The sequence below is a fragment of the Pseudactinotalea sp. Z1748 genome (genome assembly GCF_049725185.1).
Taxonomy (GTDB): Bacteria; Actinomycetota; Actinomycetes; order Actinomycetales; family Beutenbergiaceae; genus CALKWS01.
Window position 1 is genome coordinate 149,267 of the sequence record NZ_JBMPQB010000003.1, and the last position, 19,508, is coordinate 168,774.

13 protein-coding genes are annotated in these 19,508 nt (G+C 69.1%); 6 read left to right on the plus strand and 7 right to left on the minus strand.

Features of this window, described 5'->3' with window-relative positions:
• The first annotated feature begins 12 nt into the window (after positions 1-12).
• The 5 genes from gltB to ACO0LU_RS08040 are packed head-to-tail and all read left to right on the plus strand — an operon-like array spanning position 13 to position 9,327.
• Positions 13-4,596 carry a glutamate synthase large subunit gene (gene gltB / locus ACO0LU_RS08020; protein WP_424790853.1) on the plus strand — a complete coding sequence of 1,528 codons (4,584 nt, stop codon included), beginning with the start codon at positions 13-15 and terminating at the stop codon, positions 4,594-4,596.
• Entirely contained in the window at positions 4,589-6,061 is a 1,473-nt protein-coding gene (locus ACO0LU_RS08025) for a glutamate synthase subunit beta (RefSeq protein WP_424790854.1), read from the plus strand. The genes gltB and ACO0LU_RS08025 overlap by 8 nt, the downstream gene beginning before the upstream one ends.
• Before the next feature lie 52 nt (positions 6,062-6,113).
• The gene (gene pyk / locus ACO0LU_RS08030; protein ID WP_424790855.1) at positions 6,114-7,538 is read left to right on the plus strand and encodes a pyruvate kinase; all 1,425 of its coding nucleotides are present in this window, start codon (positions 6,114-6,116) and stop codon (positions 7,536-7,538) included.
• A gap of 36 nt (positions 7,539-7,574) precedes the next feature.
• Positions 7,575-8,408, plus strand: coding sequence for a M55 family metallopeptidase (locus ACO0LU_RS08035; RefSeq protein ID WP_424790856.1), 834 nt, complete (start codon positions 7,575-7,577; stop codon positions 8,406-8,408).
• A 58-nt stretch (positions 8,409-8,466) separates the two neighbouring features.
• A complete protein-coding gene (locus tag ACO0LU_RS08040) occupies positions 8,467-9,327 on the plus strand; it encodes a S66 peptidase family protein (protein ID WP_424790857.1) in 861 nt (286 codons plus the stop codon).
• A 20-nt stretch (positions 9,328-9,347) separates the two neighbouring features.
• Here ACO0LU_RS08040 and ACO0LU_RS08045 read toward each other — a convergent pair whose 3' ends face one another.
• From ACO0LU_RS08045 to ACO0LU_RS08065, 5 genes are read right to left on the minus strand one after another with little or no spacing between them, the layout of a single operon-like run.
• A complete protein-coding gene (locus tag ACO0LU_RS08045; RefSeq protein ID WP_424790858.1) occupies positions 9,348-10,385 on the minus strand; it encodes an ABC transporter ATP-binding protein in 1,038 nt (345 codons plus the stop codon).
• A complete protein-coding gene (locus ACO0LU_RS08050; protein WP_424790859.1) occupies positions 10,382-11,407 on the minus strand; it encodes an ABC transporter ATP-binding protein in 1,026 nt (341 codons plus the stop codon). The genes ACO0LU_RS08045 and ACO0LU_RS08050 overlap by 4 nt, the downstream gene beginning before the upstream one ends.
• Positions 11,404-12,318, minus strand: a complete 915-nt coding sequence (locus ACO0LU_RS08055; protein WP_424789127.1) for an ABC transporter permease — start codon at positions 12,316-12,318, stop codon at positions 11,404-11,406. Before ACO0LU_RS08055 ends, ACO0LU_RS08050 begins: the two co-directional genes overlap by 4 nt.
• Positions 12,315-13,382: an ABC transporter permease gene (locus tag ACO0LU_RS08060; protein WP_424790860.1), complete on the minus strand. Its 1,068-nt coding sequence runs from the start codon at positions 13,380-13,382 to the stop codon at positions 12,315-12,317. Before ACO0LU_RS08060 ends, ACO0LU_RS08055 begins: the two co-directional genes overlap by 4 nt.
• Complete coding sequence (locus ACO0LU_RS08065; RefSeq protein ID WP_424790861.1) at positions 13,383-15,224, minus strand: ABC transporter substrate-binding protein; 1,842 nt, start codon at positions 15,222-15,224, stop codon at positions 13,383-13,385.
• Between the two features lie 224 nt (positions 15,225-15,448).
• On the opposite strand from ACO0LU_RS08065, the gene ACO0LU_RS08070 reads away from it, so the two are divergent.
• Positions 15,449-16,150 carry a hypothetical protein gene (locus ACO0LU_RS08070; RefSeq protein ID WP_424790862.1) on the plus strand — a complete coding sequence of 234 codons (702 nt, stop codon included), beginning with the start codon at positions 15,449-15,451 and terminating at the stop codon, positions 16,148-16,150.
• Here the strand turns inward: ACO0LU_RS08070 and ACO0LU_RS08075 are convergent, their stop codons facing one another.
• A complete protein-coding gene (locus tag ACO0LU_RS08075) occupies positions 16,151-17,395 on the minus strand; it encodes an amidohydrolase (protein ID WP_424790863.1) in 1,245 nt (414 codons plus the stop codon). It lies immediately after the preceding gene.
• Positions 17,396-17,490: 95 nt separating this feature from the next.
• Positions 17,491-19,371, minus strand: a complete 1,881-nt coding sequence (locus tag ACO0LU_RS08080) for an acyl-CoA dehydrogenase family protein (RefSeq protein ID WP_424790864.1) — start codon at positions 19,369-19,371, stop codon at positions 17,491-17,493.
• Between the last annotated feature and the right edge of the window lie 137 nt (positions 19,372-19,508).

The window sequence follows — 19,508 nt, forward strand, 5'->3', positions numbered from 1 at the left end:
AAGGATGATCGGATGAGCGGTAGCCCGCAGCACGCAGGACCCTACGCAACGTTCAGCGCCATCCCTCCGGCGCAAGGACTGTACGATCCCGGCGCCGAACGTGACGCCTGTGGAGTTGCGTTCGTGGCCACGCTGCGGGGCACACCCGGTCGTGACATCGTCGACGCCGGACTTCGCGCACTGGCGAATCTGGACCACCGGGGCGCGGTCGGCGCCGAGGCGGACTCCGGCGACGGCGCGGGCATTCTCACCCAGGTCCCGGATGCGTTCGTACGTGCGGTAATCGAGGCGGAACTTCCGGGCGCCGGATATTACGCTATCGGGTTGGCCTTCCTGCCGCTGGACGCAGCCGGTGCCGACAGCGCTGCGGAGCAGGTGGAGCGGATCGCCGCCGAGGAGAGCCTGGATGTGCTCGCCTGGCGGGATGTGCCGGTGCAGGACGGCCTGGTCGGCCCCACCGCCCGGGCCTGCATGCCCACCTTCCGCCATCTCGTGGTCGCCGATGCGGCCGGCGCCCTGCACGGGCTGGATCTGGACCGGCGGGCCTACCGGCTGCGCAAGCGAGCCGAGCACGAGGCCGGGGTGTACTTCGCCTCCCTCTCATCCCGCACGCTGGTGTACAAGGGGATGGTCACCACCACCCAGTTGAAGCCGTTCTTCACCGACCTGTCCGATCCGCGATTCGCCTCCGAGATCGCGCTGGTGCACTCCCGGTTCTCCACCAACACCTTCCCCTCCTGGCCACTGGCGCAACCGTTCCGCGCGGTGGCACACAACGGGGAGATCAACACCGTGCGCGGGAATCGGAACTGGATGGCTGCCCGGGAGGGCACCCTGGTCTCCCCGGCGCTCGGTGACCTGGCGCCGCTGATGCCGGTGTGCCGTGAGGAGCAGAGCGACTCGGCCAGTTTCGATGAGGTGCTGGAACTGCTGCACCTTGGGGGTCGGTCCCTTCCGCACGCGGTGCTGATGATGATTCCCGAGGCATGGGAGAACCACACCTCGATGAGCGCGCAGCGGCGCGCGTTCTACGCCTACCACGGCACCCTCATGGAGCCCTGGGACGGACCCGCGGCGATGTGCTTCACCGACGGGCGGTACATCGGCGCGGTGCTGGACCGCAACGGGCTGCGCCCGGGCAGGTACTGGATCACCGCCGACGGCCTGGTGGTCCTGGCCAGCGAGTCCGGCGTGCTCGACCTGCCCGCCGCCGAGGTGGTGCGCAAGGGACGCCTCGCCCCGGGCCGGATGTTCCTGGTGGACACCGGCGCCGGCCGGGTGATCGAGGATGAGGAGATCAAATCCGAACTGGCCCGGGCCCATCCCTACCAGACGTGGCTCGCGGAGAACCAGATCAACCTGGAGGACCTACCCGAGCGCGAGCACGTGGCGCACTCCCGGTCCTCGGTGCTGCGCCGGCAGCAAACCTTCGGCTACACGGAGGAGGAACTGCGCATCCTGTTGCGGCCGCTGGCGGCCACCGGTGCGGAGGCACTGGGGTCGATGGGTACCGATACGCCGATCGCGGTGCTCTCCGAGCGCCCCCGCCTGCTGTTCGACTACTTCTCCCAACTCTTCGCCCAGGTGACGAACCCGCCGCTGGACGCCATCCGCGAGGAACTCGTCACCGCCGTCGGCGGGGCCATCGGTCCCGAGCCCAATCTGCTGGAGGCCACCGGTGAGCACGCCCGCAAACTCGTCCTCCCCTTCCCTGTGATCGACAACGATCAACTCGCCAAGATCAAGAACATCCACCGCACCCCGGGTCCGGGGCGCGGCTTCGCCGCGGTGACGATCTCCGGGCTGTACCGGGTGGAGGGCGGCGCGAGCGCGCTGCAGGCCCGCTTGGAGGAGATCTTCGCCGAGGTCGACGCCGCGATCGAGCAGGGCAGCAGTTTCGTGGTGCTCTCCGACCGTGACTCCGACGCCCTCCTGGCTCCGATCCCGTCCCTGCTGCTGTGCGCGGCCGTGCACCACCACACCCTCCGCAAGCACACCCGCACCCGGATCAGCCTGCTGGTCGAGGCCGGTGACGTGCGCGAGGTACACCATGTGGCCCTGTTGGTCGGATACGGCGCCGCCGCGGTGAACCCCTATCTGGCGATGGAATCGGTGGAGGAACTGGTCCACTCCGGTGTGCTCAGCGACATCTCCGCGGAACAGGCCGTGCACAATCTCATCAAGGGACTGGGCAAGGGAGTCCTGAAGGTGATGAGCAAGATGGGCATCTCCACCATGGCCTCCTACCGCGGTGCCCAGGTGTTCCAGGCACTCGGGCTGTCCCAGGACCTCGTCGACCGCTACTTCACGGCCACCCCGACGCCCCTGGGCGGGGTGGGCCTGGAGGTGCTGGCCGCCGAGGTGGCGGCCCGGCACGCCACCGCCTATCCCCGAAGCGGTATCGCCCCGGCGCACCGGCGGCTGCAGATCGGAGGGGAGTACCAGTGGCGCCGCGAGGGCGAACCCCACCTGTTCGACCCCGAGACCGTGTTCCGTCTGCAGCACTCGACCAGGACCCGCAACTACGAGTTGTACAAGGACTACGCGCGCCGGGTGGACTCCCAGGCCAGCAGGTTGATGACGCTGCGAGGGCTGTTCTCCTTCGCGGACTCCGGGCGCGCGCCGATCGGGATCGACGAGGTCGAACCGGTCAACGAGATCGTGAAACGGTTCTCCACCGGGGCGATGTCCTACGGGTCCATCTCCGCCGAGGCCCATGAGACGCTGGCGATCGCGATGAACCGGCTCGGAGCCAAGTCCAACACCGGGGAGGGCGGGGAGGACACCGAGCGACTCCTCGACCCACGGCGACGCAGCGCGATCAAGCAAATCGCCTCCGGGCGGTTCGGGGTGACCTCGGAGTACCTGGTGCACGCCCAGGACCTGCAGATCAAGATGGCCCAAGGCGCCAAACCCGGTGAGGGCGGACAGCTCCCCGGGGCGAAGGTCTACCCGTGGGTGGCCAAGACCCGGCATGCCACCCCCGGGGTCGGGCTGATCTCACCGCCACCCCACCACGACATCTATTCCATCGAGGACATCGCCCAACTCATCCATGACCTCAAGAACGCCAACCCCGCGGCCCGGGTGCACGTCAAGCTCGTCTCCGAGATCGGCGTGGGCACGGTCGCTGCCGGCGTGTCCAAGGCGCACGCGGACGTGGTGCTGATCTCCGGCCATGACGGCGGCACCGGTGCGAGCCCGCTGACCTCGCTCAAGCACGCCGGGGCACCCTGGGAGATCGGCCTTGCCCAGACCCAGCAGACCCTGGTGCTGAACAACCTGCGGGACCGCATCGTGGTCCAGACCGACGGTCAGCTCAAGACGGGCCGGGACGTGGTCATCGCAGCCCTGCTGGGCGCGGAGGAGTACGGGTTCGCCACCGCCCCGCTGGTGGTCTCGGGCTGCGTCATGATGCGCGTGTGCCACCAGGACACCTGCCCGGTGGGGGTGGCCACCCAGAACCCGGACCTGCGCGCGCGCTTCACCGGCCGACCCGAAGACGTGGTCACCTTCTTCGAGTACGTGGCACAGGAGGTCCGGGAGATCCTGGCCTCACTCGGGCTGCGGTCGCTGGATGAGGCGATCGGGGAGGTCGACCTGCTCGACACCTCCGCCGCGGTGGACCACTGGAAGGCCGCCGGGCTGGACCTCACCCCGATCCTGGCCAAGCCGTCACTGCCGCCGGGGTCCCATCCACGGCAACGGATCAGCCAGGACCACGCGCTGGATCGGGCGCTGGACGTCGAACTCATCGCCCGCGCCGAAGCCGCCCTGGAACGGGGCGAACCGGTGCAGATCGAGGTCGGTGTACGCAACATCAACCGCACCGTGGGCACCATGCTCGGTCACGAGGTGACCCGCCGTTACGGGGGCGAGGGTCTGCCCCGGGACACCATCGACGTCACCCTGCACGGATCGGCCGGGCAGTCCCTGGGAGCGTTTCTGCCGCCGGGGATCACCCTGCGCCTGTTCGGGGACGCCAACGACTACGTCGGCAAGGGCCTGTCCGGTGGACGGGTGGTGGTACGGCCACCGGCCGAGGCCACCTTCAACGCCGCCGCGAACGTCATCGCCGGCAACGTGATCGCCTACGGGGCCACGTCCGGCCAGGTGTTCCTGCGCGGCACCGCCGGGGAGCGGTTCGGGGTGCGCAACTCCGGCGCCACGCTGGTGGTCGAGGGCGTCGGTGACCACGGATGTGAGTACATGACCGGCGGCACGGTAGTGGTACTGGGCGGAACGGGGCGCAACTTCGCCGCCGGCATGTCCGGGGGGACGGCCTACGTGCTGGACCTCGAGGCGGAACTGATCAACGCCCAGGCCCTGGCGTCGGGTGACCTGAACCTGTCCGGTGTCAGCGCTGCGGACGCGGCGGAGCTGACCGCGCTGCTCACCGAGTACGCCGAGCAGACCGACTCCCCGGTGGCCACACACCTCCTGGCCGATCCCGAAGACCTGGCCCGCCGCTTCACCAAGGTGGTGCCGCTGGCCTTCACCCGCGTCACCGACGTGCTCGCCGAGGTCGAGGCCGCCGGCGCGGACCTGAGTGAACCCGATGTCTGGAACCGAGTGCTGGAGGCGACCCATGGCTGATCCCCGAGGCTTCCTGCGGGTGCGCGAACGCGAACTGCCCGCCAGCCGCCCGGTACCGGTCCGGATACGGGACTGGAAGGAGGTGCAAGAGCGTCGCGCGGAGGACTCGGCGATGCTCACCCGGCAGGCGAGCCGCTGCATGGATTGCGGCATCCCCTTCTGTCACAACGGCTGCCCGCTGGGCAACCTGATCCCGGAGTGGAACGACCTGGCCCGCACCGGCCGGTGGGACGAAGCGATCGAGCGGCTGCACGCCACGAACAACTTTCCCGACTTCACCGGGAGACTGTGCCCGGCGCCGTGTGAGACCAGTTGCGTGCTCGGGATCAACCAGCCGCCGGTGACGATCAAGAACATCGAGCAGACCATCATCGACGTCGCCTTCGACAAGGGCCTGGTCACCCCGCAGATCCCGGACCGCCTCACCGGCTCCACCGTTGCGGTGATCGGCTCCGGCCCCGCCGGGCTCGCCGCCGCCCAGCAACTGACCCGGGCCGGTCACACCGTGGCGGTCTTCGAACGGTCGGACCGGGTCGGCGGGCTACTGCGCTACGGGATCCCGGAGTTCAAGATGGAGAAGCGTCACCTGGATGCCAGGCTGGCGCAGATGGAGGCCGAGGGAACCCGGTTCCGTCCCCGGGTGGATATCGGCGGTCCGGGCCACCTCAGCGGCGCCGATCTGCGGGAGCGATATGACGCGATAGTGCTGGCCATGGGCACCGAACTGGCCCGCGACCTTCCCGTACCCGGGCGCGACCTGGCCGGGATCCACCAGGCGATGGAGTTCCTGCCCCAGGCCAACCGGGCCGCCGTGGGTGAGGACGTCCCCGATCAGATCCTGGCGACCGACGCCGATGTGGTGGTGATCGGCGGCGGTGACACCGGCGCCGATTGCGTGGGTACCGCGCACCGGCAGGGGGCGCGCTCGGTGCTGCAACTGGAGATCATGCCCCAGCCACCGGTCGAACGTCCGCAGAACCAGCCCTGGCCGACCCACCCGATGCTGTACCGCGTCTCCAGCGCCCACGAGGAGGGTGGCGAACGCGTCTACGCCACCTCCACCGCGGAGTTCCTGGCCGACGACGACGGCCGGGTGCGAGCGTTGCGGGTGGTGCAGGTGGACCTGAGTTCCGGACGCCCGGAGCCGATCGAGGGTACCGAGCGGGAGATCCCGGCACAACTGGTCCTGCTGGCGATGGGCTTCACCGGTGTGCCCGCCGACGGCTTGCTGAGCCAACTCGGGGTGGAGGTCGATGAGCGGGGCCGGATCGTCCGCGGTGAGGACTTCGGCACCAGCGTGCCCGGCGTCTACGTGGCCGGCGACTGTGGACGCGGGCAGTCCCTGATCGTGTGGGCGATCGCGGAGGGCCGGTCGGCGGCGGCGTCGGTGGACTCCTATCTGCGTGGGCACACCGAACTTCCCGCCCCGATCGCGGCCGGCACGGTAGCGATCAAAGTCGGGTGAGCGGCCCGGGGCAGTGGCACGAGCCACCCCGCAGACACAATAGGGTTGGAGCATGCGAAGAGCGAAGATCGTGTGCACCTTGGGCCCCGCCACCGAATCGATGGACATGGTTCGGAAACTGGTCGATGCCGGGATGGACGTGGCCCGGATCAACCGCAGCCACGGCGACGTCGCCACCCACGAGGCGGTGTACGCCAACGTGCGTGCTGCGGCCAGGGCCTCGGGGCGTGCGGTGGCGGTGCTGGTGGACCTGCAGGGTCCCAAGATCCGGCTCGGACGCTTCGTCGAAGGCGGCCACGACCTCGCCGAGGGTGACATCTTCACCATCACCACCGAGGACGTCCCGGGCACCAAGGATCTGGTGTCCACCACGTTCGAGGGCCTGCCCGGGGACGTGAACGCCGGCGACAGGATCCTGATCGACGACGGCCGGGTCGCGGTACGGGTCACCGAGGTGAACGGCCCACGCGTGGTGACCCGCGTGGAGGTCCCCGGCCCGGTGTCGAACAACAAGGGACTGAACCTGCCCGGGGTCGCGGTGAACGTTCCGGCGCTCTCGGAGAAGGACGCCGAGGACCTGCGCTGGGCGCTGCGCCTGGGGGCGGACATGATCGCGCTGTCCTTCGTGCGCTCCGCAGCCGATTACGACGACGTCAAGGCGATCATGGACGAGGAGGGACGGACCGTCCCGGTGATCGCCAAGATCGAGAAGCCCCAGGCGGTGGACAACCTCGCGGAGATCGTCGATGCCTTCGACGCCATCATGGTGGCCCGCGGCGACCTGGGCGTGGAGCTCCCGCTGGAGCAGGTGCCGCTGGTGCAGAAGCGTGCCACCGAACTGGCGTTGCGCAACGCCAAACCGGTGATCGTGGCCACCCAGGTGCTGGAGTCGATGATTTCCGCGCCCCGGCCCACTCGCGCCGAGGCCTCCGATTGCGCCAACGCCGTGTTGGACGGTGCCGACGCGGTGATGCTGTCCGGGGAGACCTCGGTGGGCCAGTATCCGATCGAGTGCGTCGAGACGATGGCACGCATCATCACGAACACCGAGGTGCACGGCCTGGAACGGGTCACCCGGCTACGGGCCACACCGCACACCAGAGGTGGTGTGATCACCAAGGCCGCCGCCCAGATCGGAGAGACCCTGGGGGCGGAGTACCTGGCCTGCTTCACCCAGTCCGGTGACTCCGCGCGTAGGATGTCCCGGCTCCGTTCGGCGATCCCGCTGCTGGCGTTCACCCCCGATGAAGGTGTCCGGAACCAACTCGCGCTGTCCTGGGGAATCCAGAGCTTCACCGTGGACCAGGTCCAGCACACCGACGACATGGTCGACCAGCTCGACAACGTGCTACGCGGGGATGACCTCGCCGCGGACGGGGACCAGGTGGTCGTCGTCGCCGGAATGCCCCCCGGGAAATCGGGCACCACGAACTCCATCCGGTTGCACACCGTGGGGGAGGAGTTCTCCGCGCGCTGAACCAAACGGCGAAGCGTGCGCGGCTACGGTAGGAGGATGCGGATACTGATCTCGGCGGACATGGAGGGCGCCACCGGCGTCACCTGGCCCGCGGACTGCGAACCGGGGGCGCCCGAGTGGGAACGCTGCCGACCCTTGTTCACCTCCGACGTCAACGCCGCTATCGAGGGATTCTTCGATGGGGGCGCGAGCGAGGTGCTCGTCAACGAGGCCCACTCGACGATGCGCAACCTGCTCCTGGAGGAACTGGACCCACGGGCCACGATGATCACCGGGCGGCACAAGGAACTGACGATGGTCGAGGGTATCCAGCGCGGCGCGGTGGATGGCGTGGCTTTCCTGGGCTATCACACCGCGGCCGGGACCCAGGGCGTGCTCTCGCACACCTACATCCCCGGGTCCTTGACCAGCGTGCTGGTGAACGGTCGGATCGGCAGTGAGGGGCTGTTGAACGCCCACGTCGCAGCCGCGTACGGCGTGCCGGTCGTGCTGATCACCGGTGATGATCGCACCTGTGCCGATGCCGCCACCTACGCGCCGCAGGCGCGCACGGTGGCGGTCAAGGACTACGTGGCTCGGTACACCGCGAACTGCCGGCCGCCCGCGCGTACCCACGCCCAGATCAAGGAGTCCGCCGCCGCCGCGATGTCCCTGGCCGGGCAGGTCGAGGGTGTGAACCAGGGTCCCTTCACGGTGCAGGTCGAGACCGACGCCACCCAACTCGCCGAGGCCGCGACAGTGGTGCCCACGGTGGTGCGGACCGGGGACCGTACCGTGGAGTTCACCAGCGCCACGGCCTACGACATGATCCGGTGTTTCAAGGCCGTCTGCACGCTGGTCTCTGCGGCCACCGAGCACCGGTACGGCTGAGGTGGAGCCCGAGCGCATCCGGCCGCCCCGGCTGCGGCGCGGGGACACCGTGGCGGTGGTGTCCCCGAGCGGCCCGGTCCCGGCCGACCGGCTCGAGCGTGGCGTGCAGGTGCTGCGTTCCTGGGGCCTGGAGGTGGCCGTGGCCCCGCATGCTGTGGTGACCCACCCCGAACTGGACTACCTCGCCGGCACCGACGCCCAACGGGCTGCCGACTTCCAAGCCGCCTGGTGCGATCCCGGGATCGATGCGGTCCTCTGTGCCCGGGGCGGGTACGGTGCCTTCCGGATGGTGGACCTGCTGGACTTCGAGGCGATGAGCCGGGCGCGGCCCAAGATCCTGGCCGGGTACTCCGACGTCACCGCCCTGCACCAGGCCATCGGCGCCCGCCTCGGTGTGGTCACCCTGCACGCCCCGATGATCGGTGCCGAACCCTTCACCAGCGACGAACCCACCAGGGCGATGCTGCGCCGGATGCTGTTCGAACCCGAACTGGTCCGGACCATCACCACCACCGGTGCCCGTGCCCTGATCGGGGGACGGGCCGGCGGGATCACCATGGGCGGGTGCCTGAGCCTGCTCGCCAGCGGCGTGGGTGGGCCCACCGGACCACGGAGCGCGGCCGGGTCGATCCTGGTGATCGAGGATGTGGATGAGAAGCGCTACCAGATCGACCGGATGCTCACCGAACTCCTGCGATCGGGCTGGCTGACCGGCGTCGCCGCGGTGGTCGCGGGGTCCTGGCACGACTGCGAGGACGGGATCGATGAGGTCCTGACCGACCGCCTCAGACCGCTCGGTGTGCCGGTGCTGACCGACGTCGGGTTCGGTCATGGCACCCGCTCGGCGACGGTCCCGCTGGGAGTACCGGCCGTGGTCGAGGACGCCGCGATCCACCTGGACGAGCCGGCCCTGACCTGAGATCCCGGGGCGCGGGCAGATCAGGTCAGGTCGGCCCGCACCTGCTCGGTCTCACCGGCACCCGGACCCAGGCTCGCTCCGAGCACCCGATGGGCGTAGTGGCACGCCACCTGCCGCTCGGAGGAGTGGGCGGCCAGCACCGGCAGATCCACGGTGCGGCAGTCCGACGCGACCCCGGCGTGGTCCGCCTCACCACTGGCCAGCACCGGGCAGCGCGGGTGGAACCGGCACCCGCCCGGCACCGACGTGGCATCGGGTGGCTCACCGGCGAGCACGATGTGATCGCCGACGGGGGAGTCCGGCAGCACCGAGACCAGCGCCTTCGTGTAAGGGTGCTGGGGGTTGGTGAGGATCTGTTCCACATCGCCCAGTTCCACGATCCGGCCCAGATACATCACCGCGATCCGGTCCGCGATGGACCAGGCCAGACCGAGATCGTGGGTGACGACCAGGGCGCCCAGGCCGAAGTCCCGGCGCAGGCGCAGCAGCAGCGCCAGGATCTCCCCGCGCACCGAGGCATCCAGGGAGGCCACCGGCTCGTCGGCGATGATGATGGCCGGATCCAGCGCGAGTGCCCCGGCGATCACCACTCGCTGACGCTGGCCGCCGGAGAGTTCGTGCGGGTAGGACAGCAGGAACCGCTCGGGCGGGCGCAGCCCGGCCTGGGCGAGCGCCTCGCAGACCCGGGTGTGCTCGTCGTCGTCGATCCCGTGGATCCGCAGACCCTCGGCGACCGCGTCGTAGACGGTGTGCCGGGGGTTGAGGGCGCCGGTGGGGTCCTGCAGCACCAACTGCACCTTCTTCCGGAAGGCACGCAACTCCCGGACCTTGGTGCCCAGCGGCCTGCCACCGAAGGTTACCGTGCCGGCGGTAGGCACCTCCAGCCCGAGCAGCGTGCGCGCCAGCGTGGTCTTGCCACAACCGGACTCACCGGCCAGGGCCACGATTTCCCCGGGGGCCACGTCGAGGTTGACCCCGGCGACCGCCTTGGCCTCACGGCCATCGGGCAGGCCGAAGGTGACGTGCAGGTCGCGTGCGGACAGGATCTGGTCACTCACGTGGTGGACTCCTCCATTCGGACGGGAGCGGGCGTGCGGATCGGCAGACCGTCCTGGGCGACGTGGCAGGCGCTGCGCCGCTGCGGATCATCAGCCAGGGCCTCCAGCGGCGGGACCACGGTGAGGCAGTCGTCCCGGGCCACCGGGCAGCGCGGGTGGAACGTGCACCCGCTCGGCAGGTCGGTCGGGTCGGGCGGGTCTCCTGCCAGACCGCGTGGGCGGTGCCGGGCCTCGACGTCCCCGATTACCGGGAATGCGGAGGCGAGCGCGTCGGAGTAGGGGTGGCGGGCGCCGGCGAACACCTCGTGCGCGTGGCCCTGCTCCACCACCTTGCCGGCATACATCACCGCCACCTCGTCGCAGGTATCGGCCAGCACCGACAGGTCGTGACTGATCATGATCATCCCCACGTCACGGTCCCGGACCAGATTGCTGATCAGGTCCAGGACCTGGGCCTGGACCATCACGTCGAGCGCGGTGGTGGCCTCGTCGGCGATGATCAGGTCCGGGTTGCACGCCAGGGCCATGGCGATCATCACCCGCTGGCGCTGCCCGCCGGAGAGTTCGTGGGGGTAACTCGAGGATCGCCACACCGGGAGCCCGACCTGGTCGAGCAACTCGGCCACCCGCTTGCGCGCGACCTTCTCCTCGACCTGCTCGTGCAGCAGGATCGGTTCGGCGATCTGCACCCCGATCCTGTGCATCGGGTTCAGCGCGTGCATCGCGCCCTGGAAGATGATCGACGCCGAGGACCACCGGACCGCGCGCAGCGCGCCGAAGGACATCTCGAGGACGTCCTTGCCGTCGAGCAGGATCTTGCCCGTCACCTCGGTCCGCGGGGGCAGCAACCGCAGGATCGCCGCGGCCAGGGTGGACTTGCCGCACCCGGACTCACCGGCCAGGCCGATGGTGCGGCCGGGGTCCAGGCTCAGGTCGACCCCGCGCACCGCCGGGATGGTCCCGCGTGAGCCGGAGTAGGTGACGTGCAGGTCCTGGATCTGAAGCAATGTCACGAGGCTCACCGACGCAATCGGGGGTTGAGGGCCACTTCCAGGGCCCGGCCGCACAGGGTGAAACTCAGCACCACGAGCAGGATCATGAAGCCCGGGGGCAGCACGTACCACCAGGCCCCGGCGCTCATCGCACCGTTGGACCAAGCGCGGTTGAGGAGCATGCCCCAGGAGAGGTTGTTCGGGTCGTACAGGCCGAGGAACGCCAGGGTGGACTCGGTCAGGATCGCCCCGGCGATCGCCATGATGGTGCTGGCGAGCACCAGCGGGGTGACGTTGGGCAGCACGTGCCGGCCCATCTGGTGCCAGTGCCCGGCACCCAGGGCCCGGGCACGTTCCAGGTAGGGGCGGCCCTCGATACCACGCGTCTGCGCCCGGATCACCCTGGAGGTCCCGGCCCAGGAGGTAATGCCGATCGCGATGATCAGCACCCACATGCTCCGTCCCAGCACGACCACGAGCACGATCGCCAGAACCAGGGTGGGCAGGTTCATGAACCACTCGGCGATCCGCATCAGCACCCAGGAGACGCGGCCCTCGAAGTGCCCCGCGACGATGCCCACGAACGTGCCGATCACCATCGCCACCAGGGCCGCGGCGATCCCGATCACCAGGGTGACCTGGGTGCCGTACAGGGTCAGCAGCAGCACCGACCGGCCGAACTCGTCGGTGCCCAGCCAGTACTCCGAGGTGGGCGGTGCCATCCGGCCACCGGTCGCCTGTGTCACGCTGAGCGACTCCTCTGCGACCACGATCGGGGTGATGATCGCGATCATCACGAAGACGCTCAGCCCGATCAGGCCGGCGACCCCGGATCGCTGCAGGCGGAAGTCGTTCCAGATGGTGCGCATGGACTGGCGCCAGCGGCGCATACGCAGTGCGCGCGCGCTGCGCACGGTGGCGGCGGCGTTCTCGGTGCTCATGTCTTGCGCGCCCTCGGGTCGATGAACCAGTACAGGATGTCGGCGGCCAGGTTGGCTAGCACCGTGGCCGAGGCGAAGATCACGAAGAGTCCCTGCAGGACCGGGTAGTCCGGCACCGCGATCGCCTGGAAGAAGGTGTAGCCGAGGCCGGGCCAGGTGTAGATCATCTCGGTGACCAGCGCACCGTTGATGACGTTGCCGATCGCCATGAACACCAACGTCGTGGTGGGCAACAGGGCGTTGCGCATCGCGTGCCGGCGCCGCACCACCACATCACGCAACCCCTTGGCGCGCGCGGTGGTGATGTAGTCATTGCCCATCTCGTCGAGCATCGAGGCCCTCATGGTGAGCAGGTACCCGGCGTAAATCATCGCGGTGAGCGTGATGGTGGGCAGCACCATGTGGTGGGCGATGTCGAGGAGCTGGGGCCAGAACCGGTCCGGGGTGTGCGCCGAGACCATCCGCCCGGTCGGGAACAGGCGCAGTTCCCGGGAGAAGATGATGATGGCGATCATCGCCACCCAGAAGGTGGGAGCGGAGAAGAAGATCAGCGCGATGTTGACGTTGCGCCGGTCGAACTTCGAGCCGTTCAGCCAGGCCGACTTCGCGCCGAGTGAGAACCCGATCAGCACAGACAGGATGAGCGCCACCCCACCCAGCAGCACCGTGGGCAACACCCGGTCGGCGAACAGTTGCAGAACCGGGACCTGGTACTGGATCGAGGTGCCGAAGTCTCCGCTGAGGGTTCCGGTCAGGTAGGACCAGAACTGGATGTGCAGGGGGTCGTCCAGACCCCACTCGGCCCGCAGTGCCCGCTCCAGTTCCGGAGAGGCCGACTGCATGTCCGTCATCAGGTTCTGGATGGGGTCCCCGGGCAGGATCCGGAAGATGAAGAACGCGGTGAACAGCACCGCTAGCAGCGACACGATCGCGCCGCTGACCCGGTTCAGCAGATACTTCGCCAGCCCCGTGCCCGCGCCCGATCGGGCGCGGGCGTCCGGCGCGCCACCAGCCGGGTCGTCCCCGGACCCGGCCGGCAGCGCGGTCGTTGTATCGGACGTCATCTACTCGCGTTCCTCGGCGGTTTGACGACGACGCACCAGGACCACCACCAGGACGGCCACCCCGAGCAGCACCACCACACCGACACCGATGAGCACGGCCGTGCTCGCCCCGCCGACGCTCTCGCCGGTCGGGCTCGCGGAGTGGTAGGCCCAGGAGCCGATCTGGCCCATGATCATGCCCTCATCGGCCGGCTGGGTGGTGAAGTCCCCGACAGCGGTGCTGTTGTAGGCCTCCATCACGGTGGGGTACCAGAGGAAGATGATCGGGGAGTCCTCGTACAGGATCCGCTGGGCCTCGAACAACAACTCCGCCCGGGCGTCCGGGTCGGTCTCGGACTCCTGGTCCCGCACCAGCGAGTCGAACTCCTCGTTGCAGTAGAAGGTGTCCGTGGTGCCGTCGCCGGGTGCGGCGGGCAACTGCCCGCAGCTCTGCCGGTTCAGGTTGTAGGTCGGGTTCGGGTTGATGCCCCAGCCGGTGAAGGCCAGGTCGATGTTGCCCTCGTCGAACTCGTCCTGGACGTCCTCGGATATGCGCTGTTCGGTCTCCACGCCGATCTCGTTGAACCACTCGGCGATGAACTGGGCCGTGCCTTCGCGCTCGGCGTTGCCGGCATCCACGCCGAACACCAGGGACAACGGTTCGCCGTCGGGACCCACACGCACGCCGTCGTCGCCCATCTCGTAGCCGGCCTCATCCAACAAGCGGCCGGCCTCCTCGAGGTCGAAGTCCATCCGTTCGTCGTCGCTGGGCTCCCAGTGGATCGTGCTGAACACGTTCGGCACGATGGAGTGGGCCACCTCGCCGTAGCCGCCGCGGACGCGTTCGATCAGTTCCTGCTTGTCCACCGCGTGGTGCAGCGCGCGGCGCACCTGCGGGTCCGCAAGGGCGGGGTGCCCGCTGCCGAACTCCTCACCATCGCGGGTGACGGCACCGGTGTTGAACCGGAACGCCAGCCAGCGCCGGTCCGGGGCCACGTTCGTGGTGACGTGGTCCAGGCCCTCGACCCGGCCCAGTTGGGCCTCGTTCAACCCGCCGACCAGGTCGACCTCACCGGCCTCCAGGGCTGCCACCGCGGTGTCCGGCTCGGTGTAGTACTGGTAGACGAGTTCACTGAAGCCGGGCGCGCCCTGCCAGTAGTCATCGAAGGCCTCGTACCGGATGTAGGCGTCGGTGGAGAAGTCCACCATTTGGTACGGACCGATCCCGACGATCGGGAAGTCGTCGTTCCCGTATTCGTTCCACTCACCCTCGTACTCGGACCAGATGTGTTCGGGCACGATCACCTGGTCGCTGCCCTCCAGGTTCACCGAAGGGCTGCTCAGGGTGAACTCCACGGTCCGGTCATCGATCGCCTCGACGTTCTCGATCAACTCCACCACGTCGGCATTGCGGGCACTGATCACTGGGTCGTTCTCGATGATGTGGTAGGTGTACACGACGTCGTCGGCGGTGAACTCCTCTCCGTCGTGCCAGGTGGCCTCGCGCAGGTGGAAGGTCCAGGTGAGCCCATCCTCGGACTCCTCCCAGTCTTCGGCCAGTCCCTCTGAGGGGCTGTAGTCCTCAGCGCTCATCCGCACCAAGGGCTCGTACTGCAATTGCCGGAACTGGTGCTCGATCACGTAGATCTGGATGAAGGGGTTCCAGTTCTCGATGGACTGGCCGGTGGCGATGGTCAGGACGTCGTCACCGGCGAACTCGTCGTACTCGCCCTGTTCGTCGAGGTCGTCCTCGACCTCCTCGTCCTCACCGGCGGCATGGGCCGGGACGGTGAGGGCCGCTCCTACGGCGATCGCCCCCGCGGTGGCGGCGATCCTGCGCCACATTCCTCGTCCGTGGGTCATAATTCGTTCGGCCTCCTGATCAGCGTGGCACTGGACGTCGGTGTCCTGACGAACCGCGGCCGGGATGGTCAACGGTTTGCCAGATGCACCACCATAGCGGTGCTTGGTTACCCGTGTGTGCCACGACACACATTTCGCCAGGACCGCAGGTCCTCCGGCGGGCACTGAGCTAATCTGATCGGCGGGGCCGACGGCCCGGTGAGATCGGTCGACAGGAGGACGTCGTGATGCGCGCGAACCGCTGGGCAGCGGCGCTTGCTGCGGCAGGGCTGACCGGGATGCTCCTGGGGTGCACCCCCGAGGATGAGGTTCAGCACCCGGGTGGGGCTGCCCCGGGAGCCGACCAGGCCAAGAAGCCCGACGGCGATGACAGCGGCGATCGTGAGCGCGTCACCCTGCCCCCGGAGTTCCTGGAGTGCGGTGATCCGGACGCCCTGGATGAGGACGAAGGGTTGATGCTGGCGTCATTGGACCTGGCCGGTGCCCAGTGGTCCACCCCGGAGGGGTTCGTGGAGACGTTCTCCTATTACGAGGACAATCCGGTGGAGAACCTGGTGGACTTGTGGGTGGCCGAGCCAGTGGCGGATCCGGTGATCTTGAACGTGGTCAACGTCGCGATCTACGACGGCCTGGACTGGGAAGGCGCCGCCGACGGGTGCAACCGGGTGCCGTTGGCGGCCGTGGAGGACCGGCTGGCGGACTACCGCGACCAGATCGGGGCCGAGGAGATCTCTGAGGCGGAGATGACGCTGCTGGCCGGCCACCCCGCGATCACCCAGTCGGTGCGTCTGAGCAACTACGACTACCTCGGTTACTGGCTCTTCTCCCAGGACCAGCTCCTGCACCTGTACTGCCAGTGGACCAGCGAGCGCGAGCTGATCGAGGCCGGCTGCGCACAACTGGTGGACTCCCTGGAGGTGGACTGATCAGTCCTGCCAGCGCACGGGCCCGCCGGTCTCGGCAAACTCGGCCCGGGCGGCTGCCAGCACCTGGGGATCACTGAGCACGTCCAGCACGGTGCCCGCGATCCCGATCACCCCCTCCAACAGGGCGTCCCGGGCGGGGGGAGTGCGGGTGGAGGCGGCGAACTCGGCGGTGTGGGCGGGGATGTCGGCGCCGGTGGTGTCGAGACTGGGATGGATCGCCGGGACCACCTGGCTCACGTTCCCCATGTCCGTGGAGGCACCGCCGCCGGATCTGGCGGACAGGTCGCGCCGTCCGGACAGCGCACCCGCGAAACTCCGGGTCAGGACCGAGTTGGAGCGGACCGGCAGGTAGGCCGGCTGGCGGTCCCAGACGATCTCGGCGGTGGTGCCGGTGGCCGTCGCGGCACCGCGCAGTGCCGCGTCCACCCGGGCGGACAGGTGACGTAGGCTGTCCACACCGGCGGAGCGTACGTAGAAGTGCGCCGCCGCTCGGTTCGGGACGATGTTGGGCGCCTGACCGCCGTCGGTGATGATGCCGTGCACCCGGTCGGTCGGCAGGATGTGCTGGCGCACCTGGGCCACCGACTGGTAGGCGGTGACCACAGCATCCAGGGCGTTGTACCCGCGCTCCGGGGCCACCGCTGCGTGGGCCGCTGTCCCGGTGTAGGTGACCTCCACATGCCGCATGCCCAGGAACATCCCGTCGAGTCGGTCGGTGTTGCCGGGATGGACCATCAGGGCGGCGTCGACGTCGTCGAAGCCGCCTGCCCGCAGGATGAGTTCCTTGCCGCCACCGCCCTCCTCGGCCGGGGAGCCGATGAGTTCCACGGTGCCGGCACCCGACGCAGGGTCGCCGTCGTGGGCCTGAGACAGCAGGTCCCGGGCCACCAGGAACGCCCCGGTCGACATTGCGGCGATCAGGTTGTGTCCGCAGGCATGCCCGATCTCGGGCAGGGCATCGTACTCGGCCAGGATCGCCACCTTAGGGCCGGACGTGCCGGCGCCGGCGCGAAACGCCGTCGGTAATCCGTAGGCCCCCACCTCTACGTCCGCGCCGTGGCGCGTGAGCAGGTCGGCGATCCGGGCAGCGGAGCGGTGCTCGTCGAATGCCGTCTCTGGGTCGGCGTGCAGGGCGCCGGCCAGTTCGTCGAGTTCGTCCAGCAGGCTGATGGCACGCTCGATCACCTGCTCGCGTAGCACGGGATCGAAGGGCGTCTCAGGGCTCTGCGTCTCGCTGCTGGGCATACGTCCTCCGTTCGCTGGTGACCTGAGCCTCGCAGAGCCGCGTCGGTGCGGACACAGGCATGCCGGCGGCGTCCGCATGCTGGGCCCCCGGTGGGCTAGCGCAGAGCCTCGTCCGGTGCGATCCAGGGCCCGGTGTTCTCGGAGGGGTCCAGGATTCCCGCTTCCAGCCAGTTGAGGTCCCCGCGGAGTACGGCTCGGGCGGTCTGCTCATCCGAGGCATCGGTGTTGATCCACAGGTCGTGGAACAGCCGGGCCACGGTGCGCCGCGCCTGACGGCAGTACGACGCGGCCAACCGAGCAGAATTCGGGGCGCTACCGTCCTCCTGCTGCGTCCGCGCGCGCAGGCACACCGCGGTCATCGCGAGGAGTTCGGCGCCGATGTCCACCACTCGGCCCAGGAAACCCTGCTTGTGCTCGAGCCCGCCCTGCCAGCGGGCCATCCCGTAGAAGGTGGACCGGGCCAGCCGGCGACTGGCCCGCTCGATGAACCGCAGGTGCCTGGCCAGCGGGCCGAAGTCGGCGTAGGACCCCGGCACCATCCCCTGGCCGGCGAGCAGACCGGGGAGCCAGGCGGCGTAGAAGCCCGCCGCCCGGACGGCGGCGCGGGCCTTGTCCTGCCCGGCGGCGTCGGGGTCGATGATGTCACCGGCCACCGACAGGTGGGTGTCGACCGCGTCCCGGGCGATGAGCAGGTGCATGATCTCGGTGGATCCCTCGAAGATCCGGTTGATGCGCAGGTCGCGCAGGACCTGCTCCACCGGCGCCGCACGCTCGCCGCGGGCTTGTAGGGAGTCCGCGGTCTCGTACCCGCGGCCCCCACGGATCTGGACGAGGTGGTCGGCGATCAGCCAGGCCCGCTCGGAGGTGAAGAGTTTGGCCAGGGCTGCCTCGATCCGCACGTCGGCGCGGTCGGCGTCGGCCAGCCGGGAGGTGAGTTCGAGCACCGCCTCCTGGGCGTAGGTGTTGGTGGCCATGAAAGCGATCCGGTGCGCCACTGCGGCGTGCTCGCCCACTGGCCGGCCCCACTGCACCCGCTCCCGTGCCCACTCCCGGCCGATCTTGAGGGACCACTTGCTGGCCGCGACGCACATTGCCGGGATCGACAGCCGCCCGGTGGTCAGCGTGCTCAGCGCGATCTTCAAGCCCCGGCCCTCCTGGCCGAGCATGTTCGCGGCCGGAACGACGACGTTGCTGAAGCGGGTCAGGCTGTTCTCCAGGCCGCGCAGACCCATGAACGCATTTCGCCGCTCGATGGTGATGCCGGGGGAGTCCGCCTCGACCACGAACGCGGTGATCCCGCCGGGGTGTCCGTCCTGCTCCGGGACCCGGCCCAGGACCACCAGCAGATCGGCGATAGACCCGTTGGTCGCCCACAGTTTGGAGCCGTCGAGCACGTAGTTGCCGTCCTCGTCGGGGGTGGCCCTCAGGTGCAGACGGGCAGGGTCGGAGCCCACGTCGGGCTCGGTCAGCAGGAATGCGGAGATCTCACCGGCAGCGCACCTGGGCAGGAACCGTGCCTTCTGCTCCTCGGTGCCGAACTGGCGTACCGGCTCGGGTACCCCGATCGATTGGTGCGCCGACAACAACGCACCAAGCGCGGGGCTGACCGTTCCCACCAGCATCAGCGCGCGGTTGTAGTACACCTGCCCCAGGCCCGCACCACCGTACTCGGTCGGGATCTTCATCCCGAAGGCCCCGGCCTGCGCCAAAGCGTCCAGGGCATCTTGGGGGACCTTCGCCGCGCGTTCGATCGCGGCACCGTCGATGCCGGCCAGAACCTCGCGCAGTCGCCCCAGGAAGGCCGCACCGCCTTCATCCGGGTCGGAATCCGGGGCCAGGTGGTTCTGGAGGATCTCCGGTCGGAAGCGGCCCAGGTACAGTTCCTTGGCGAAACTCGGCTGGTCCCACCGGGTGTCCCGGGACTGTTCGGCGACCCGTCGGGCCTCGCGTTCGTCCACTTCGGGTCTCGGCACCATGACGGCCTCCTGCATCGACGCGGGTACCCCTAGTCTCGGGTATCCCGGCGCCGGCGGCAACGGTGGTGATGTGGGCCCCGAGCCGAGATGCACACCGCAGATGCCGGTGAGAAAGTGCGTTCAGGCTCGCGCCACCG